The organism is Vibrio sp. 970 (genome assembly GCF_033339075.1).
Genome location: NZ_JAWOTW010000001.1, coordinates 1 through 17,031, shown reverse-complemented (window position 1 = coordinate 17,031; position 17,031 = coordinate 1). Strand labels below are relative to the sequence as shown.

At 44.1% G+C, this 17,031-nt stretch carries 18 protein-coding genes; 3 read left to right on the top strand and 15 right to left on the bottom strand.

Annotated elements, in window-relative coordinates:
• Positions 1-21: 21 nt before the first annotated feature.
• The 12 genes from R7Q11_RS00090 to R7Q11_RS00035 all read right to left on the bottom strand — a co-directional run bounded on the left by R7Q11_RS00090 (position 22) and on the right by R7Q11_RS00035 (position 11,485).
• Complete coding sequence (locus R7Q11_RS00090) at positions 22-852, bottom strand: DUF4198 domain-containing protein (RefSeq protein WP_025768070.1); 831 nt, start codon at positions 850-852, stop codon at positions 22-24.
• A 15-nt stretch (positions 853-867) separates the two neighbouring features.
• Positions 868-1,407, bottom strand: coding sequence for a DUF2271 domain-containing protein (locus tag R7Q11_RS00085; protein ID WP_025768071.1), 540 nt, complete (start codon positions 1,405-1,407; stop codon positions 868-870).
• A 21-nt stretch (positions 1,408-1,428) separates the two neighbouring features.
• The gene (locus R7Q11_RS00080) at positions 1,429-2,058 is read right to left on the bottom strand and encodes a PepSY-associated TM helix domain-containing protein (protein WP_005374254.1); all 630 of its coding nucleotides are present in this window, start codon (positions 2,056-2,058) and stop codon (positions 1,429-1,431) included.
• Between the two features lie 133 nt (positions 2,059-2,191).
• Complete coding sequence (locus R7Q11_RS00075) at positions 2,192-3,364, bottom strand: tetratricopeptide repeat protein (protein WP_225466062.1); 1,173 nt, start codon at positions 3,362-3,364, stop codon at positions 2,192-2,194.
• Positions 3,361-3,981, bottom strand: coding sequence for an energy transducer TonB (locus R7Q11_RS00070; protein ID WP_225466061.1), 621 nt, complete (start codon positions 3,979-3,981; stop codon positions 3,361-3,363). Before R7Q11_RS00070 ends, R7Q11_RS00075 begins: the two co-directional genes overlap by 4 nt.
• A complete protein-coding gene (locus tag R7Q11_RS00065) occupies positions 3,981-4,385 on the bottom strand; it encodes an ExbD/TolR family protein (protein ID WP_005374257.1) in 405 nt (134 codons plus the stop codon). The genes R7Q11_RS00070 and R7Q11_RS00065 overlap by 1 nt, the downstream gene beginning before the upstream one ends.
• On the bottom strand, positions 4,382-4,936 hold the full coding sequence (locus R7Q11_RS00060; protein WP_017635540.1) for a MotA/TolQ/ExbB proton channel family protein: 555 nt from the start codon (positions 4,934-4,936) through the stop codon (positions 4,382-4,384). The genes R7Q11_RS00065 and R7Q11_RS00060 overlap by 4 nt, the downstream gene beginning before the upstream one ends.
• Positions 4,936-6,303 (bottom strand): MotA/TolQ/ExbB proton channel family protein, encoded by a 1,368-nt coding sequence (locus R7Q11_RS00055; protein ID WP_025768072.1) that lies wholly within the window; start codon positions 6,301-6,303, stop codon positions 4,936-4,938. The genes R7Q11_RS00060 and R7Q11_RS00055 overlap by 1 nt, the downstream gene beginning before the upstream one ends.
• On the bottom strand, positions 6,304-7,071 hold the full coding sequence (locus tag R7Q11_RS00050; RefSeq protein ID WP_005374260.1) for a DUF3450 domain-containing protein: 768 nt from the start codon (positions 7,069-7,071) through the stop codon (positions 6,304-6,306).
• A 74-nt stretch (positions 7,072-7,145) separates the two neighbouring features.
• The gene (locus tag R7Q11_RS00045) at positions 7,146-9,239 is read right to left on the bottom strand and encodes a TonB-dependent siderophore receptor (RefSeq protein WP_054729623.1); all 2,094 of its coding nucleotides are present in this window, start codon (positions 9,237-9,239) and stop codon (positions 7,146-7,148) included.
• 207 nt (positions 9,240-9,446) lie between these two features.
• Positions 9,447-10,820 carry a sensor histidine kinase gene (locus R7Q11_RS00040; RefSeq protein WP_005374264.1) on the bottom strand — a complete coding sequence of 458 codons (1,374 nt, stop codon included), beginning with the start codon at positions 10,818-10,820 and terminating at the stop codon, positions 9,447-9,449.
• Positions 10,820-11,485: a response regulator transcription factor gene (locus R7Q11_RS00035; RefSeq protein ID WP_017635544.1), complete on the bottom strand. Its 666-nt coding sequence runs from the start codon at positions 11,483-11,485 to the stop codon at positions 10,820-10,822. Before R7Q11_RS00035 ends, R7Q11_RS00040 begins: the two co-directional genes overlap by 1 nt.
• Before the next feature lie 230 nt (positions 11,486-11,715).
• On the opposite strand from R7Q11_RS00035, the gene R7Q11_RS00030 reads away from it, so the two are divergent.
• Positions 11,716-12,426: a glycerophosphodiester phosphodiesterase family protein gene (locus tag R7Q11_RS00030; RefSeq protein WP_225466060.1), complete on the top strand. Its 711-nt coding sequence runs from the start codon at positions 11,716-11,718 to the stop codon at positions 12,424-12,426.
• 35 nt (positions 12,427-12,461) lie between these two features.
• Here R7Q11_RS00030 and R7Q11_RS00025 read toward each other — a convergent pair whose 3' ends face one another.
• On the bottom strand, positions 12,462-12,944 hold the full coding sequence (locus R7Q11_RS00025) for a murein L,D-transpeptidase family protein (protein WP_017819702.1): 483 nt from the start codon (positions 12,942-12,944) through the stop codon (positions 12,462-12,464).
• A gap of 241 nt (positions 12,945-13,185) precedes the next feature.
• Between R7Q11_RS00025 and R7Q11_RS00020 the strand changes: the two genes are divergently transcribed.
• Together R7Q11_RS00020 and R7Q11_RS00015 are read left to right on the top strand one after the other, a co-directional pair.
• Entirely contained in the window at positions 13,186-14,181 is a 996-nt protein-coding gene (locus R7Q11_RS00020; protein WP_033906222.1) for a 2-hydroxyacid dehydrogenase, read from the top strand.
• 85 nt (positions 14,182-14,266) lie between these two features.
• Positions 14,267-14,623 carry a YibL family ribosome-associated protein gene (locus R7Q11_RS00015; RefSeq protein ID WP_005374274.1) on the top strand — a complete coding sequence of 119 codons (357 nt, stop codon included), beginning with the start codon at positions 14,267-14,269 and terminating at the stop codon, positions 14,621-14,623.
• 163 nt (positions 14,624-14,786) lie between these two features.
• Here R7Q11_RS00015 and R7Q11_RS00010 read toward each other — a convergent pair whose 3' ends face one another.
• Entirely contained in the window at positions 14,787-15,818 is a 1,032-nt protein-coding gene (locus R7Q11_RS00010; protein ID WP_005374275.1) for a hypothetical protein, read from the bottom strand.
• A gap of 103 nt (positions 15,819-15,921) precedes the next feature.
• Positions 15,922-16,683 (bottom strand): hypothetical protein, encoded by a 762-nt coding sequence (locus R7Q11_RS00005; RefSeq protein WP_005374276.1) that lies wholly within the window; start codon positions 16,681-16,683, stop codon positions 15,922-15,924.
• Between the last annotated feature and the right edge of the window lie 348 nt (positions 16,684-17,031).

Below are 17,031 nucleotides of genomic sequence, written 5' to 3'. Positions count from 1 at the left end.
CGATTGCTGAGCCTAATTCGATTAGTTAAGTTGAGTTTCAAACGTAAGGTGAACATTGGCACTCGCTTTATCCGCCAATGGATTATCTTTTAATTCACCTTTGTAGTTCGCTTTCATTAAGTAGCGCCCTGCGACCTCTGGCGTGAAGATCACTTTGCCATCTTTATCGCTCACCACATCGATTTGTTCTTGATGGTTTCGGTACATAGTACCTTCACGTGTAATCTCAGCAGTAACGCCCTCTTGTGGCTCTCCGTTAAAGAAAAACTGGAAAGTCACAGGCTCACCTTCAATGATGTCCGATGGATGCGTGATCGGTTTCATCTCCAGCATTTTGCCTTCAATCTCCAACGCTTTGTCCGTTGGCATACCAACCGTAATGTAGCTTTCTGCTCGGGTGTAACTTAGTTGAGTAACCACATCACGCGCTTGCTCGGGAAGCACATCACCACGCTCAGCTTTGCTTGCTCGCGCCCATTTCACCGTATCACGACGGCCCGCTTTGTATTGTGTGTAGTAGCTCGGCTGATTATTAATCGCAACTTTGTGCGTGCCTTCTTCTGTAAAAAAGAAATCAAACATAGAGCGACGCTTGCCACGAACAACAAAGTTAGGACGCTCAGAGCGGCCATCCGGCATCACCACAAATGCCTGATCACTACCCGCAGGCTTATCAAAAACAAACGTTCCGTGAGAGGCAGTAACATCAAATGTCAGCCAGTCACCGCCTTCTTTAGAAACCGTAAAGTGAGAGGGCAGAACCCAACGTGGATGTGCTTGCGCGGTGGTGGTTACAGCCAATCCCATTGCCATTACACTCGCCAATGCCACTGCTTTCATTTTGGTTTTCATTGTTGTGTCCTTTAATCACTTAACTTGATAATTGACGGTGATGACACCCGTCTCTTGTGTTGGTTTAAGCTCATAGCGTACGTCACTGTCCGCTAGCGTTATTTTTTGACGTAAGTAGTTTCGCCCACCGTGTTCACGAACGACTTCGACGTACAACGTGTAATTTCCTTGTTCCAAACGCTCCCCTGAGTCATTGGTTCCATCCCAGACAAAGCGGTATTGACCAGCAGGACGTGTTGCAGAAGTCACCGCATCAACAAGTTCACGATCATAACGACCCGTTTTTCTCCACCAGCTGCGTAGATCTTTTAACCATTCGTCTTTCCCTACCCATAACTGAATGGTTTTAACCGGTTTACGCTGATCGTTTTCAACCCAAACCGCCACATAAGGGCGTGCATACATTGAGGTATCTATCTTTGGAAGTTCGAGTTCGAAGTCGACCTTCGCGTTATCTGGTAGAGGCGCCGCGGAAAGAGAGAAAGGAGTAAAAGCCGCGATCAAAGCGGCTTTACAAAAGTGATTACGGCGGAAAAATCTTCCTGTGTTCAACATAAGTGTTCTCTAAAAAAGCTGTTATGGAACAGCAACAAAATAAATTACGAGCGACAGTAACGTACCAAAGCTCATCCATTGCATTGACGTTCTGAGCGTCTTCTTCTTAGGCAGTAATAAGCACACGCCTGTAAGAACAAAAAACACCATCAAAAGCGCAGTGACGTCGATAAACCACTTCCAAATCCCACCACTGTTGCGTCCTTTATGTAGATCGTTCAGCAGCGCAACAATACCGTAGTGCGTCGTTTCGACGTCTGCTGCACCAGTAGTCATATCAATAAAGACCGTAGCGTTATAACCCGGGCCTTTAAAATCCATAGAAAGCTCTCCGAGTAACAACTCACCTTGCTCAACTTCGGTATACACATCTAGTGCGGAGGGAGTGCCGCGAAGCTCGGTTTCTTTAGTCAAGAAAGCCACCAGCCCTTCACGATTAGGTTGAAAGGTATCTGAATGTGAGAATAGAACTGAGTGCGGAACCGTCAGAGTATGTTGTTGAATGATAGGTTCACTGCGTTCAAACAATTCGGGGCGATTGAGGGTAATACCAGTTACTGCAAAAAACAGCGTAACTAAGAGAAGAGCCATCGAAATATAGATATGTAGGCGGCGAGCCCAAGTTTGAACACCTTTGCTTTTAAGCAACATAGAAACAATCATCACCAATAAATGTGGGACATAATTTAGGTGATAATCATTCGTATTGGCATTTAATTTACATTGTTTACTTTAAACAAAAAAATACCCGAGACTGAGCTCGGGTATTTAATAAAAATGTTCGCTATGAGTTCTGCGTCGATTCTACTTTGCGTAGCTGAGATAGATACTTAACCCAACTTTTTGCCTGATTCGATGGCTTAATCTCATTCGCTCTTTTGGCATTAGCGAGCGCATCGTCAAACCGCTTAAGTTTGTAGTAAGCGCGAGTTTTGATAAGTGCAACATCCGCTTTACGACCTCTGACCTTATCGAGCGCGGCAATGGCATTTTTATAATGGCCTTCTTGCACCAACAGTTGAGAATAGTTCCAGTAATACTGCCTATCTAGCTGAGCTGCAATACGCCAGCTATCAATAGACTCTTCCCACTCTTTTGCCATTTGCCAATATGTTGCTTGCTGAGCTTTTAGCTTACTATTCGAGTTTACATCCTCTAGCTCGTTCATCACCAACGCAGCTCTCTCAGGAATACCTCGTTTCGCGTACAATTGTGCCAGAAGCTTTAAGTCATCTTGGCTAAGTTGTAACCCTTTCAGTTTTGCCAACGCCAAAGAGTCTAGGGCACGTTTGTTGTCATCAACCCGCAGGTATAGAGCAACAAGCTGACGCCACCATTCAATTCGCTCAGGTTCAATCACGATTAAGCGTTTGATGGTCGAGATTGCCGGCTTCCACTTTTTCAGTTCTAGCTCAGCAGAAAGCTTTATCGACAATGCGCCAAGCTTGTCTGGCTGACCAAACTTCTCATAACGAGCCATTGCTGAAAGCACTTTTTGCCACTGACTCAGTTGATAATGAGATTGGGAAATACGCAGCCATAGCTCATGCGCTTTTTGACCTTTAGGAATGTTTTTGCTCAAGGCATAGTAATGAGGTAACGCCTTAGAAAAACGTTGCTCGTTCAGTAGTATATCAGCCAACATTTTTCGGGTTTGCCATGCTTGCTCATCTTGTAGCAAACCACTATTGACTGCCAACTCAAGTTGCTTAATCGCCGCTTGAGTTTGCTCGTTCTGCCAGTAAAAAATACCCAACATTCGAGCGACATAAGCTTGGTCATATCCACGAGAAAGCTCCATAGCTTCAAGAGATGAAATCGCTTCTTTCAGTTTCTCTTCTTGAGCCAAATTATGTGCTCGTTGAACTCTCGCTGCGGTGTATTGGCTTAACTCACTGGCAATGGTTGAGAGTGCACTCAGGCTTAATACCGTACCGATTAAGAATTTTTTCATCATTTGGCTAACTTGAACTCCACTTTAGCGGTTTGTCCGAACTGCTCAATTGACACACCATCCTCAACTTTTGGCTGATACTTCCATTTTTTAAGCGCACGGATTGCTTCCCTTTCAAACATGCGCTCGGGCTCAGCCTCGATCACTTCAATATCTTTTGGTCGTCCAGTTGCATCAATCGTGAAACGCATAATGACATAACCTTCCACTCTACGTTTCAGCGCCTTACTTGGATAGCGAGGATCAACACGATACAACGGCAGTGCTTGCTGGTTGCCCATTGTTCCCTTCAAGTTTGGTGCACTAATCGCGATGCCTTCAAGGGCAGTGTTTAAACCTAAAGCACTGACTGGCGTCATCTGACTCATTGGTTCCATTTGAGTGTCAGCTTGAGACAGATCCATTGGCTCCGGCGCTTGAGGTGGTTCTGGTTGCTTCGGCACTGAACGTTGACGACGCTGCACGTCTGCTTCATTCTCTACCATCACCATATCAAAACGAACGGCTTCTGAAGCTTCTGGTGCACGCTGGTTGCCTTTATCAACCATCCACGCCATAAAGCTAAACAAGCTCACAGAAATTAACAGTGATGCTGGTAGTGCAAGTAACAGCCTGCCCATTAAGGTTTCTCCGCCGCCAATGCAATGTTCTTCACACCTGCTGCCTTTGCAGCGTCCATCACTTTCACGACAGTGCCATTGTAAGCATGCTCGTCAGCTTGGATAACTAACGAAGCATCAGGCTGATCAAGTAACAGGTGCTCAATAGAGGCCTCAACACGCTCAATATCAACCACTCGTTTGTCAATGTACACATCATTCGCTGCCGTTACTGCGATAAAAATGCCCGCGTCTTTTTGACTTACTACATTAGAAGCCTGAGGGCGATTCACTTCTACACCGGATTCACGTACAAACGAACTGGTCACAATGAAGAAGATCAACATGATGAAGACGATATCAAGCATCGAGGTTAAATCGACTTGAGCTTCATCTTGTTGGTTAGGTCTGCGTCCGAGTCTCACTTTTGACTCCTTAAAGATTGTTCTAACTGGATAGCTTTTCGTTCACACACTTTGCTAAGGCGAGCATGAATAAACATGCCCGCAAGCGCTGCTACCATACCCGCCATGGTTGGCAGCGTAGCAAGTGAGATACCAGAAGCCATCAATTTCGGATTGCTGCTGCCTTGCGATGCCATTACGTCAAACACCGTAATCATGCCTGTCACCGTCCCTAACAACCCTAGCATTGGGCAAACCGCCACAAGTAGCTTAATAGTCGATAGGTTTTGGCGCAGTTCGATTTGCGCTTTTGCAATCCATCCTTCACGGATTTGATGCGCGTACCAAGAGTGGTGCTCTGATCTTGCTTGCCACTGCTCACAAAGCTGTTTTTTTACCCCAGGGAAAACCGTTGTGAGATAAATAACTCGCTCCATAACCAACAGCCAGCACACCGCCACGACGGCGGCCAGCCACCATAGGATTTGACCACCTTGCTGCATAAAGCTCATCAAGGTTGTGGCCCAATCCTCACTGATCAAACCCAATGTGCTGAGTAGGATCTGCTCCATTACGCTGCGTTCTCCGCTAAGGTGTTAGAGTGACTTTTGTTACTCGGCATATCACGCTCAGCTTGTTCTGCAACTAAACCGATGCCTTGTTTTTCTAAGATACTGCGAATATTTTCTGCTTGAGAGCTCAATACGTTGTGCGCTAATAGCAAAGGCATGGCTGAAACAAGGCCAAGTACGGTAGTCACAAGTGCCATTGAAATACCACCCGCCATTACTTTCGGATCACCATTACCAAATTGAGTGATGACTTGGAAGGTTTCGATCATACCCGTTACCGTGCCTAGTAGGCCAAGCATAGGAGCTAGAGCAGCAAGAAGCTTAAGCATCGACAACCCTTTTTCTAGGTGGGTTTGCTCATCAACAACAGCTTCCAAAAGACGTAGTTCTAACGCTTCTACGCTGCGATGCTTGTCTTTCTGGTATACCGCAAGCACGCGACCCAAAGGGTTGTTTCCTGGCTGCGCTGGGGTTTTCAGTTGCTTCATGATTTTCTGGCGCGAAATCATCAGTGATGCACCACGTACGAGCGCAATCAATAGGCCGATAGCCAATAAGCCAAGGATGATTTTGCCGACAACGCCACCCGCATTTAGGCGATCAGCCAAAGTCGGTGAGTTTGCAAGCTGTTCAAGAAGAATGCCACGTGACGGATCAATGACAAGTGCATCAATGTCACCAGAGGAAATAGTATTCGCTGTTGGACCGTTCTCAGGCTGACGAAGATAGTTTACCGCGTCTCCGCGTTGACCATTCCACTTAACGTAGCCAGTCTCATCCAGCAGCGCCATAGAACCAAGACGAACACCATTAACCGTTTGTTCACGACCTTCGCCATTTAGCAGTGTGAAAGAGACGTTTGCCATTTCACCGCTTGCTTTGATTTGTTCTTCCATGCTGCGCCACATCGCCTGAAGTTGGGTCAACGTTGGCAGTGATTTAGCCGCAACAATAGCATCGATATCTTTCTGATATGAGTTTGCATCTACACCGGTTACTGAGCTTTTTAGCTCAGACTCTAGCTCTTTTGCGTTCTGGCGAACGACGCCAAATAACTCACCTAGGCTCCCGGTTTCTAGACGCAACTTTTCTTCTAGCTGTGCCAGTTCTGCTTCATTTTCACCGAAGGTAACACTTAATGAGTCCGCCTCTGCTTGAAGAGCAGCACGCTCTGCCACCAATTTATTCTTTATAGCCTGTAGGTCTTGCTCTGTTTGCTTAAAACCTGATTCACGCGCGACATTGTGCGATTGCTGTTGACGATTTTCTTGCTGCGCCTTTTGTAACAACGCATCACTAGCAAAAGTTGTATAAGGCATTAATGCGGCTGTCGAGATTAATGCAACCGATAACCATTTTTTCATCATTTATTTGCCCTCCGCAGCGGTTAACGACACTGGTAGAGTTAACATGCTCGGCGCGATCTGTTTATTCGCCATAGCGAACGCTTTGTCTAGCTCTGATTTTTGCTCAGAACCCACTTGTTGCCATGCTTGTTGTTGCTGTGACCAGCTCCAAAATGTGTCACCAGATAAGCTACGCGCTACCAAAGACAAACGCCCTAAATAGAGAATGTCCGCCTCCACAGCTTCATTGTCACCTAGGTTAATCTTGCCTTGGTAAACGCCAAGCTTGGTGCCGTAATCCATTTCAATTTGGTACGCTTCTAAAATACGACGAAACTTCTCTGCATCCGCAACGTCTGCACGCGTCATCATGGAATCCAGCTTTGCAATTCGCTCCTCACGTTGCGCTTTGCGTATAGGCTTGTCGTTAGCGACGAGCACTTTTAAGCCCTCAAGCATGTGATACATCAAAGGCACGACACCTTGACGAGTTTGAGCAATCTGCTCAATTTGCTCGTTCAAGCTATCAACTTCTTGATTTTGACTTTCAACAAGGCTTGCAAGATGATCGCGATAAATCTTCAAGTTACCGACTTCCTCTTGCAGCTGCTCAATTTCAGCTTCTAGAGTAAGTGATTTTTCTGCGCTTGCATCAATACGTTTTTGGCTTACCGCCGACGACTGGTTTGTTTTACTCTGCACAGCTTGTGCATCGTTTAAGTTCGCCGCGTGAGCGGGAATCAAAACCGATGATATCAACAGAGCGATACTTGATTTCATTAGATTCATACGAGTTATATTTCTGTGTTCCAAAAACGACCAAAGGGGAAGACTACCCTTCCCCTTTAATAATCAAATTGTTATCAGTACTTGAACTGGATTGTTGCCATGTAGTTGCGGCCTTCTCCAACCACAACCCCACTCGCACCTTTTTGCTCGCCATTCGTGCTACCACCACCTGCGAAGTAGTCGGTATCGAATAAATTCTCGACATTGAATCGAGCAATAATATCCAAGTTTTCATCGTACTTATGTTTGTATGACACGCCCATATCAACGCGAGCGTAGCCATCTTTCTTGAAGGTGTTCTTTGCATCACCGTAGCGATCACCTTCATAAATCAAACCAAGGTTTAAGTTAGTGTTGTCTTGAACCTTGTAGCTAGACCATAGACTTGCCGAGAACTCTGGCACGTCTACAGGGCGGTTACCTTCATATCTTTCTGCCTTCTTAAGCTCTGCATCCAAATACATTGCAGAAGCGGTTAGCGACAACTCTGGGGTCACAAAACCTTGAGCCATTAACTCAGCGCCTTTGTGAACTTGCTCACCACCTTGCGTTTTCTTGTGTAGGAGATTGCCGCCCGCGTCTTTGCCGCTTTCAACATCCAGCGAGATGTTCTCTAACGTGATATCAAACACAGCACCAGATACAAATAAACGCTGATCAAACAGTTCCCACTTCGTACCGATTTCATAAGAGATACCACGCTCAGCGTCGAGTTTCTCACCTTCATTGATGTAGGTACGACTACCGTTGCTGACTTCACCTTGAGGCATGAAGCTTTCAGAATACTGAACGTAAACCGAGCCATTCGTCGATGGGTGGAATATCACACCTAACTTTGGAGAAACTTGGTTTTCGGTCAGTTCATCATCACGCTTTTCGTCATAACGAACACCTGCAAGCACTTGCCAGTAATCATTAATCGTCATCATATTTTGCGCGTAGATACCCCAAGTATCGTACTCAGCTGTTGGTGATTTCCTCGAACTACTATAGCTAGGCTTAGGCACCGTTTCTCCTGGCGCAATACTCGCCTCATTATGAAATGCCATAAAGCGATCATAACTGTAATCTAAGTAGTTAGCGCCCACTAACAACGTGTTTTCCGTACCGAACAAAGTAAAGTCCGTCGTCACATCTATATATGCAGTATCAAATACCCAATTATCGGAGCGATCGTTGCCTCGATGCTTAATCGTATTTAACTCTTCATACTGATCAAACTTAGGGTAAGACTCTACATCAAAACGCTTAAAGTCTTGGCGGTTGTAACCTGCTTTTACGTTCACGTTATCCGTGACTTGCGCATTAATATCGACACCGTAGTTTTCTACTTCGTTATCAATTTCAGACCACTGCGCATCCCAAATGTACTTATCACCGCGAACCGCTTTGCCATCAACAATGTATGCGCCAGAGTCCACGCTACCGTCGTCTTTCGTGCGATCGTAATGAGCCGATACCATAAAGTTGTCGGTGATATCGTACTCAACCACTAGGCCAGCTACCGTACGATCTGTTTTAGGCTCAGTGCCATCACCGTACCTGCGCCAAGAGCCGTAGCTTTCTTTGGCAAAAATTGCGCGCGCTCGCAGTGTCTCTGCATCATTTAGCGCGCCACTCACATCAAGCACAGTGCGTGAGTGATCATTCGAACCTAGATCTTGACTCAAACTTGCTTGTGTTTGAGTTGTTGGTTTTTTCGAAACCATGTTTACCAAACCACCCGGCTCAGATTTACCGTATAGCAGACCTGATGGACCTTTAAGCACTTCAACACGCTCTAAAAGCTCAATTGGCTGACGGTAGTGTGACCAGTGTTGACGACCATCACGAAGAAAACCGTCTGAACTGCTAAGTTCAAAACCACGTAGAGAGAAACGTTCGCGGTTACGGCTTGTACCACCCGCGCTAACACTTGCATCGTTACGTAGCACTTCACCAAGTGTACTTGCACGCTGCTCATCAATTACCGTTTCATCGATAACCGCTACTTGTCCCGGCGTTTCCAGCTGCGTCATTTCCATGCGCATTGCTGTACTGTTTGTATCTGCCTTGTAGCCGAACTCTCGACCTTCTACAACTACATGTTCGTCTGTTTGAACTTCCGCCACTGCAGGTGTTGCTAACACTGCACCGATCACTAACGCCAAATGGCTCTTAGTAAACATATCCTTTCACTCCGATTATTATTTTTCGGGTCACATACTTGTTGAATGCGATTCCCTCTTAATTATTTCGCGGGTGAATATAAGTGATAAGTATTACCATTTGCATTAAATTTACATTCTTTGCATTTGCAAACTTTTGTAAAGTACTCTCTGATGATGCGCTATGATAATGTGATATTAATCGCAAAAATTACGACTTAATCATACTTATTGCTTGAACACTAAAGTAACCCTCAGACCACCTTGCTCACGGTTTTTCGCCGTAACTGCTCCACCCATAATACGCATGGATTCTTTGACAATCGCAAGACCTAAACCGTAGCCACCAAGCTTTTTATCTCTAGAAGCATCTAAGCGCGTAAACGGATCAAAAATATCGACCAGCTTGTTATCTGGAATACCAGGCCCATCATCAGATACTGACATGATGGTGAACTGCTGCCCTTCTTTGACATAATTTTCCAGAGAAACTTCTATCTGAGATGCTTGTCCTGAATATTTAATGGCATTACCAATAAGATTGTTCAAACAACGAATGACGAGCGTTTCTTCACAAAAAGCTTTAGCACATACAGCTTCTGAGCGGAAAGACAACGTCTGTTCTGACTTCAAATCTATTTTGCAACGCTCTACTTGCGGGGAGAGCAAAACTTCTAAATCACAGCGTTTCGTGGCTTTGTCGAAGCGCGCATTTTCCAAGCGACTGAACTCCAATATATCGCTGATCAAATGGTTTAGCTCTTTTGCTTCATCTTCTAACCTTGTCACTAGACTTTGCTCACTTTCTCCAACACGCTTTCGCAAAAGATGCAGAACCAAGTTCTGCCTCGCTAACGGCGTTCTCAATTCGTGAGAGACATCTCTTATAAGCAGTCGCTGCTTTTCAGCGAGAGAATGAATCTGTTGCGTCATGTGATCGAAATCTTGCGCTAACTCGTTAAACTCACGCGTGCTCGACTTCAGCTCTTTCACGACACTGACATTAAAATCGCCATTAGATAGCTTTTTGCTTGCTTCTCTCAATCGATCCAATGGTTGCTGTAAGTTACGTGCCATTAGCAGTGAAAAGAGCGCCAAAATAACCACTGCAATCACGACTTTGAGAATAGAGAAATACAGAATGAAGTCATTTGCAGGGTGCAGTCGATGTGGCAACTGAATCACTAAAGTATTGCCATGAACTAAAGGAATATTGATGATGGGGCGATTCACTTTCCCCTCAAGTTGATCATCGATGCTTCTCTTAAATTGAAGTTTGAACTCGAAGTGCGGATGCATCAGACGGTGCGTAACTGGTTGCTGATGTTCATTCAACACAAATAAATAAAAGTTTTGCGCATTTGCCCAGTCAGCAAGTTCGTCCATGTCTCCGTGCTCAATCAATACGTTAGCTTGATGTGCAAGGTCTAGCATTTCTTCTCGCACACTATCGGGCACTTTCAACATGGCTTTCACCAGAGCTTGTTCCGCTAAGGATTGCACGACCAAAATGCTAATGACAATTGCGGTCATGCAACTAAATAACTTGAACGCTAAGCTGTCTTTACGTTTTGCAATAAAAGGTGGACACCGGAGCTTCATTAACAGTTTACAGCCTCTAAATAACTGTAACCTTTGCCACGGAAGGTTTTGATATGTTGCTTGGAAAGCCCCGCTTCAACTAACTTGCGACGTATGTTACTGATGTGCATATCAAGGTTGCGATCAAAAGGACTCAGCTCTTTCTTTAACACTTCAGTTTGAAGCTCTGCTTTTGAAATCACGACTCCTTGGTTTTTTACCAAGTAGCTCAATAGTTCAGCTTCCGTACTTGTGAGGGGTAAGCTATTAAGCTGGTCACTGATCGTTTGAACGGTACTACACATCGTTTGACGTTGACGTTCCAAGCCAACACGACGAAGAATCGCTTTGATGCGCATTAGAAGCTCAGCGACATTAAAAGGCTTTCCGATATACTGATCGGCCCCCGCTTGGTAACCATCAAGCATCGAGTTTTCATCGTTGAGAGCGGTAAGCATTAGAATAGGTGTCGCGAAGCGCTGACAGATCCTACGAGCAACTTGCATGCCGTTAAGGTTTGGTAACATGACATCAAGCAATACAAGATCTACAGGCGTTTTTTCCATATATTGCAGCGCACTTTCACCGCAATGCACAGAAGAGACGATGTAGCCCTCCTCTTGCAAAACCGCTTCTAACAGCTCACACAAAGGAACGTCATCATCGACTATCAAAACTCGTGACATTACCACTCACCATTCAAATAAAAATGGTTCGCATTTTATTACTCATTTACCAATTAAACAACTACACACTCTAAGGCTTTAAGTCCACAGGACTCAGTCCAAGAAGCAGCAACGTACCATTAGAGTTTAATGTTCACTTTTACTAAAGGTTCCTAACAATATGCACCTAGATATATCTTCATAGAAAAAACGAGTACAATCTGGCAACCGCAAAGCAAAAGATAAAGCGAATGGAAACGTTATTAATTGGTCACCGTGGCGTGGCAGGTTCATACCCTGAGAATACAAAAATAAGCATTCAGGCAGCCATTGACCTGGGGTTGAGGTGGGTGGAAGTGGATATACAGCCTACCAAAGATAATGTTTTAGTGGTTTGCCATGATCATACCGTCAATCGATGCAGCAATGGACAAGGCCGTGTTGATGAGCTCACCCTGGAAGAGTTAAAAGCATTAGATTTCGGTAGTTGGTTTAGCACAGACTTTTCAGGCGAGAAGATCTTGACACTAGATGAACTGCTCACTTTAGCTACTGAGAATAAGCTTAACTTGAATATCGAAGTTAAAGTAGACAACCATCCAGCGGAAGAAGTGGCGCAGACTCTCGCCAATGCGTTAACAAAAAGTCCAATGCCGCAAGAGAATGTACTCCTATCGAGCTTTAGTCATGACGTCATTAGAGCGATGCACAAATATTGTAGTGGCTACCGATTGGGTGTGTTAAGTGAATTCTTTACGAGAAAAGATAAACGCCTTTTGGAAGAAATTAGTGCCTATAGCTGCAACCTAAACATTAACTGGGTTCGCTCTCGCCAGATAAACAAACTCCAACAAGCCGGTTACAAAGTGATGTGCTATACGGTGAACAATCCAAATAAACTGAAATACCTGCCTCAGTTAGACGGTATTTTTAGTGATCATCCACAGCGCTTTATGCCATAGCCTATAAGAGCCAGAACATTAAAGGGGACCTTTTATTACCACTCAATCTGAATTGGTGTCCCCATCTCGACAAGCTGGATAAATTCGTCCATCTCCTCGTTGGTAATCGCAATACACCCATTAGTCCAATCAAAACTTTGGATGTAAATCGGCAACTGACTCTCACCGTTTTTTAAGCCATGAATTTTGATGTTCCCTCCAGGGGACACACCTCGGCGCTTCGCTTCCAACGTATCAATCGCATCAGGGTAACTGATATGCACAGAACGATAAAAAGCAGAGTCCTCTATAACATAATCTAGAGTGTATTCGCCCTCTGGTGTGCGATTGTCTCCCTCTTCTTGTTTATGTCCTTGAGGGTTCGCTCCTAAAGCAATTCGGTATTCTTTTAGCACTGCTCCTTGTTCCATCAAATACATTCGACGCTTAGACTTGTCGACTTTAACGAGGTCAACAGCTGCGTGAGTGCCAGAAGCAAACACACAACACAAGAACATAGAGCACCATTTTACTGACATTGTTGTAACGCCTAAGCTAATAAAGTGAACAAGAAAAGAGCGATAATGCTAGTCAGTTAATGCTCGTAAAGCAAACAGTATCTAATGCGGAACCATAAGATAGACTCGCTGAAAGGCGTACTTCTTATCGTTATTTGATACAACAAAAGTCAAAGAGAAGATTTCTCTATTCATTGCGGCTAAGTTGCATTACTTTATAAGCATATTTATTTATAAAGTCCGCACTTTTTGAGAGGGAACCATGATTAACATTGCTTTTTTTAGTGCAAAATCCTACGACGAAGCCTCTTTTAATAAAATTAAAAATAACCGCGATTTTGAATTTCACTATCACGACTTCCGACTAACCGAAAAAACAGCCAAGATGGCGCACGGCAGTGATGTCGTATGTGCGTTTGTTAATGATGATCTTTCAGCTCCTGTCCTTAAACAGCTTTCTCTGGGCGGGACCAAGCTTATTGCTATGCGCTGCGCGGGATTTGATAAAGTTGATCAACAAGCAGCCAAAGAACTAGGTTTACAAGTGGTTCGAGTTCCTGCTTACTCACCAGAGGCAGTGGCAGAGCACACGGTTGGTTTAATGATGTGCCTAAACCGCCGTCTTCACAAGGCCTACCAACGGACACGTGACGCCAACTTCTCGCTAGAAGGTCTTGTTGGCTTTAACTTTTTCGGAAAAACCGTTGGTGTTATTGGTACGGGTAAGATTGGTATCGCGACGATGCGTATCTTCAAAGGGCTTGGCATGGAACTGCTTTGCTACGACCCCTACGAAAACCCATTAGCACTAGAAATGGGAGCCCGTTACTGTTCGCTTGAAGAAATCTACGCTAATGCGGATGTTATCTCTCTCCATTGTCCAATGAGTGAAGAAAACTATCACTTATTGAACGAAAAAGCCTTCGCGCAAATGAAAGATGGTGTAATGATCATTAACACCAGTCGAGGCGAGTTGCTAGATTCACTAGCGGCGATAGAAGCGTTGAAACAAGGTAAGATTGGTGCGCTTGGCCTAGACGTGTATGACAATGAAAAAGACTTATTCTTCCAAGATAAATCTAACGATGTCATTGTAGATGATGTTTTCCGCCGTTTATCGGCTTGTCATAACGTGCTGTTTACTGGCCACCAAGCATTCTTGACTCACGAAGCACTTAATAATATTGCCTCTGTGACGCTTGATAACGTCGAAGCCTTTTTCTCTGGTAACGTATCGGGCAATGAACTGATTAACTAAAGCCAGACAATCGAGAAGTATAGTAGAGCGTGTGATCTCAGCTATGCTATACTTCTCGACTATTTAAAATTTGAGCCAAATTACCATGAGCATAAAAACTGATATTCAAAAGCTGCACAACCGTTTAGATACATGCCAACGTAAACTTGATGCGGCACGTTCTCGTGGTGATCACGAAATGATTACAAAGTTCACGGATGAAGTAGAACAGCTAACCAAAAAGCTTAACCAGTTAAAGCATAAGCAAAACTATGAGCTGAACAAAGAACGTAAAAGCTTACTTGATATGCCATTCTCTCGTGAAATCACCAAAGCAGAACAAGCGGACATCGGCAAACTGAAAAAACGCGTACGCGGCTTAGTAATCGTTCACCCATTAACAAAAGTTGGTAAAGAACTTCGCCTTGATGTGATGACAGGCTTTGCGCCAAAAGAGTTTTAAAACTCGCATTAACATTTATGGAGCCCAAGCATTTGCTTGGGCTTTTTATTTTGTACTGCTTCATTAGATTTCATCGACATATCAATCCATAAGCTATTAAAAAGGCCAGCGACAAAAGCCACTGACCTATTTCGACCAATATCGTCCGCATTACACCTCAACGCTACGACAGTTGCTGCAACTTGTGCTCCACAACGGGATCATTCGGAACCAGCTGCTGAGCGACTTCCAAAAGCTGTACTGCATCTTGCGGGTTGTCATACTCATGCTTAAGTGCAATATCAACAAGTGGCTGAATATCGATTTGCGCTTGATGCTCCTTCACATGTTCTTTCTTTTCTTCAATTAGTACATTATGAGCGGTACTCAGTAAGTTTAAACGATGCTGTGAGCTCGCATTCGCCTTGTTAAGGCACTGATAGTAATCTTCTTTTAAGCGCAGCGTTTTGGTCTGATGACGAAACTGCGCTATATCTATCTTCTGATAACGTATAAAGTCTACGGCCACTTGCTTATAAAAACCGAATTTATTCAAATACGTCGCGTGGGTACCATGTCCCATCCCGAAGACTCTTAAGTGAGTGAGCTCTGGGTAGCGTTTGGCGTGAAGGCGGTCGATTTCATTAGTTGGATCATAAATGATATAGCCTTTTGCATCGCCAAGGTCGAGGTCGTGATACTTTCCTTCCCAATCAAATTGTTGGGCAAGTTCAGTACTTGGCCTATCATCCCATGGCACCAAAACTTTGTTTTTTGTGCTGACCGGGTGAAACATCAATACTTGATCCAACTTTAATAGATTAGAAAAGGCACCAATAGCAAAACCACCGCGGCTAAGCCCATAACCTAAACGACATTCAAAAGGCTCAAGTAAAGTTGATAGCTGCTCTAGAAAGAAAATCAAATTACGGCTGCGAAACCAGTTACTTTTCCCAAGATGCTGAAATGAAATAATATTTACTTTTTGTTTCTGGGCTAAGCGATAACCCCAAGGCGCAAAGTCTGAGTGTAAGTCCTGTACTTGTAGATTCGTACCAGCAGGGGAAAAGGTGAACAACAACGGTTTATTGCGGTCGACAAACTCATACTTAACAAATACATCATCAAGTAAGTCCTCCCCGGACATCGGCAGCCTGGTTTGCTGTTCTTCACGAGAAAGAGCCAGCCATTCATCCAACCAGTACAGTAACTTCATTAATCCTCCATCTAAATTGCGCCTAGCAATTGTGTTAAAAATCTAGTTTTTAGTGTGTGATCATCTCCCCCTGGTTACAGGGGACTCTGATATCAGTCCTCTTTTAAAACAAAGCGTGAATTTGCTTATTAAATTGGTCAATATCTAAGGTTTGATGGCGAACAAACTCCTGCGCCACCAGATTAAAAAATTCTAATTTATCTAATTGTGTGGATTGAGTGCCGTGTCCCATACCGACGACTTTTAAATGGGTAAGCTCTGGATAACGTTCAGCATGAAGACGATCAATGCGATTGGATGGGTCATAAATAATATAACCTTTGGCATTGCCCAAATCTCGATCATGGTAGCCGCTTTCCCAAGCAAACTGCTGAGCAAGCTCAGTACTCGGCCGATCATCCCAAGGCACTAACGCTTTATTTTTAGTGCTAACAGGATAAAACAACAAAAGATGTTCTAGTTTCAGCAAGTTAGCGAACGCGCCAATTGCAAAGCCACCTCGACTTTGCCCATAACCCAAACGACATTTGAAGGGATGAAGCAACTCAGATAGCTGCTCCAGAAAGAAAATCAAATTCCGACTACGGAACCAATTACTTTGTCCTAAATGTTGAAAGGCAATAATGTTTACTTGTTGTTGTATTCCGAGCTCGTAGCCCCAAGGAGAAAAATCCGGAGTTAAATCTTGTACCTGCACATCAGTACCGGAAGGAGAAAATGTAAACAACAATGGCTTGTTAAGATCGACGAGTTCATACTTCACAAACACATCATCAAGTAAATCGTAGCCAGAGATAGGTAAAGCCATCTCTTGTTCTTGTTGAGTAAGAGCTTGCCATTCATCTAACCAGTAAAGTAGCTTCATTTTTTCTCCAAGTGCATCCGCAGTATTTAGACTGGAACTCTATCAAAATGCGTTTAAGCATCCCACGTTGAGACTTAAGAAAGCTCTATTTGAAGCCCAAATGAGACGTATGGAAATGTCTTCGATTGAAGGTATTACTGCGTAAACTAAACCCAAAGTAGGTACGCAAAAACTTGGAGAAAGAGCTAGAGAAAAATCAATTAGAAGTTTCGATAACAGCGGTTAAAAAACAGCAGATACAAAAAAACCGCTGTAAGAACAGCGGTTTTTTTAAAAGTGGCGGAGAGATAGGGATTTGAACCCTAGATACGCTATTAACGTATGCCGGTTTTCAAGACCGGTGCTTTC

Bases quoted from the DNA above. Each gene is read 5' to 3' on its own strand.
- R7Q11_RS00075 (WP_225466062.1), bottom strand. From the start codon at position 3,364: ATGATGAAAAAATTCTTAATCGGTACGGTATTAAGCCTGAGTGCACTC.
- R7Q11_RS00020 (WP_033906222.1), top strand. From the start codon at position 13,186: ATGATTAACATTGCTTTTTTTAGTGCAAAATCCTACGACGAAGCCTCT.
- R7Q11_RS00050 (WP_005374260.1), bottom strand. From the start codon at position 7,071: ATGAATCTAATGAAATCAAGTATCGCTCTGTTGATATCATCGGTTTTG.
- R7Q11_RS00035 (WP_017635544.1), bottom strand. From the start codon at position 11,485: ATGTCACGAGTTTTGATAGTCGATGATGACGTTCCTTTGTGTGAGCTG.
- R7Q11_RS00015 (WP_005374274.1), top strand. From the start codon at position 14,267: ATGAGCATAAAAACTGATATTCAAAAGCTGCACAACCGTTTAGATACA.
- R7Q11_RS00090 (WP_025768070.1), bottom strand. From the start codon at position 852: ATGAAAACCAAAATGAAAGCAGTGGCATTGGCGAGTGTAATGGCAATG.
- R7Q11_RS00010 (WP_005374275.1), bottom strand. From the start codon at position 15,818: ATGAAGTTACTGTACTGGTTGGATGAATGGCTGGCTCTTTCTCGTGAA.
- R7Q11_RS00080 (WP_005374254.1), bottom strand. From the start codon at position 2,058: ATGTTGCTTAAAAGCAAAGGTGTTCAAACTTGGGCTCGCCGCCTACAT.
- R7Q11_RS00070 (WP_225466061.1), bottom strand. From the start codon at position 3,981: ATGGGCAGGCTGTTACTTGCACTACCAGCATCACTGTTAATTTCTGTG.
- R7Q11_RS00055 (WP_025768072.1), bottom strand. From the start codon at position 6,303: ATGATGAAAAAATGGTTATCGGTTGCATTAATCTCGACAGCCGCATTA.
- R7Q11_RS00040 (WP_005374264.1), bottom strand. From the start codon at position 10,820: ATGAAGCTCCGGTGTCCACCTTTTATTGCAAAACGTAAAGACAGCTTA.
- R7Q11_RS00030 (WP_225466060.1), top strand. From the start codon at position 11,716: ATGGAAACGTTATTAATTGGTCACCGTGGCGTGGCAGGTTCATACCCT.
- R7Q11_RS00060 (WP_017635540.1), bottom strand. From the start codon at position 4,936: ATGGAGCAGATCCTACTCAGCACATTGGGTTTGATCAGTGAGGATTGG.
- R7Q11_RS00045 (WP_054729623.1), bottom strand. From the start codon at position 9,239: ATGTTTACTAAGAGCCATTTGGCGTTAGTGATCGGTGCAGTGTTAGCA.
- R7Q11_RS00025 (WP_017819702.1), bottom strand. From the start codon at position 12,944: ATGTCAGTAAAATGGTGCTCTATGTTCTTGTGTTGTGTGTTTGCTTCT.
- R7Q11_RS00085 (WP_025768071.1), bottom strand. From the start codon at position 1,407: ATGTTGAACACAGGAAGATTTTTCCGCCGTAATCACTTTTGTAAAGCC.
- R7Q11_RS00005 (WP_005374276.1), bottom strand. From the start codon at position 16,683: ATGAAGCTACTTTACTGGTTAGATGAATGGCAAGCTCTTACTCAACAA.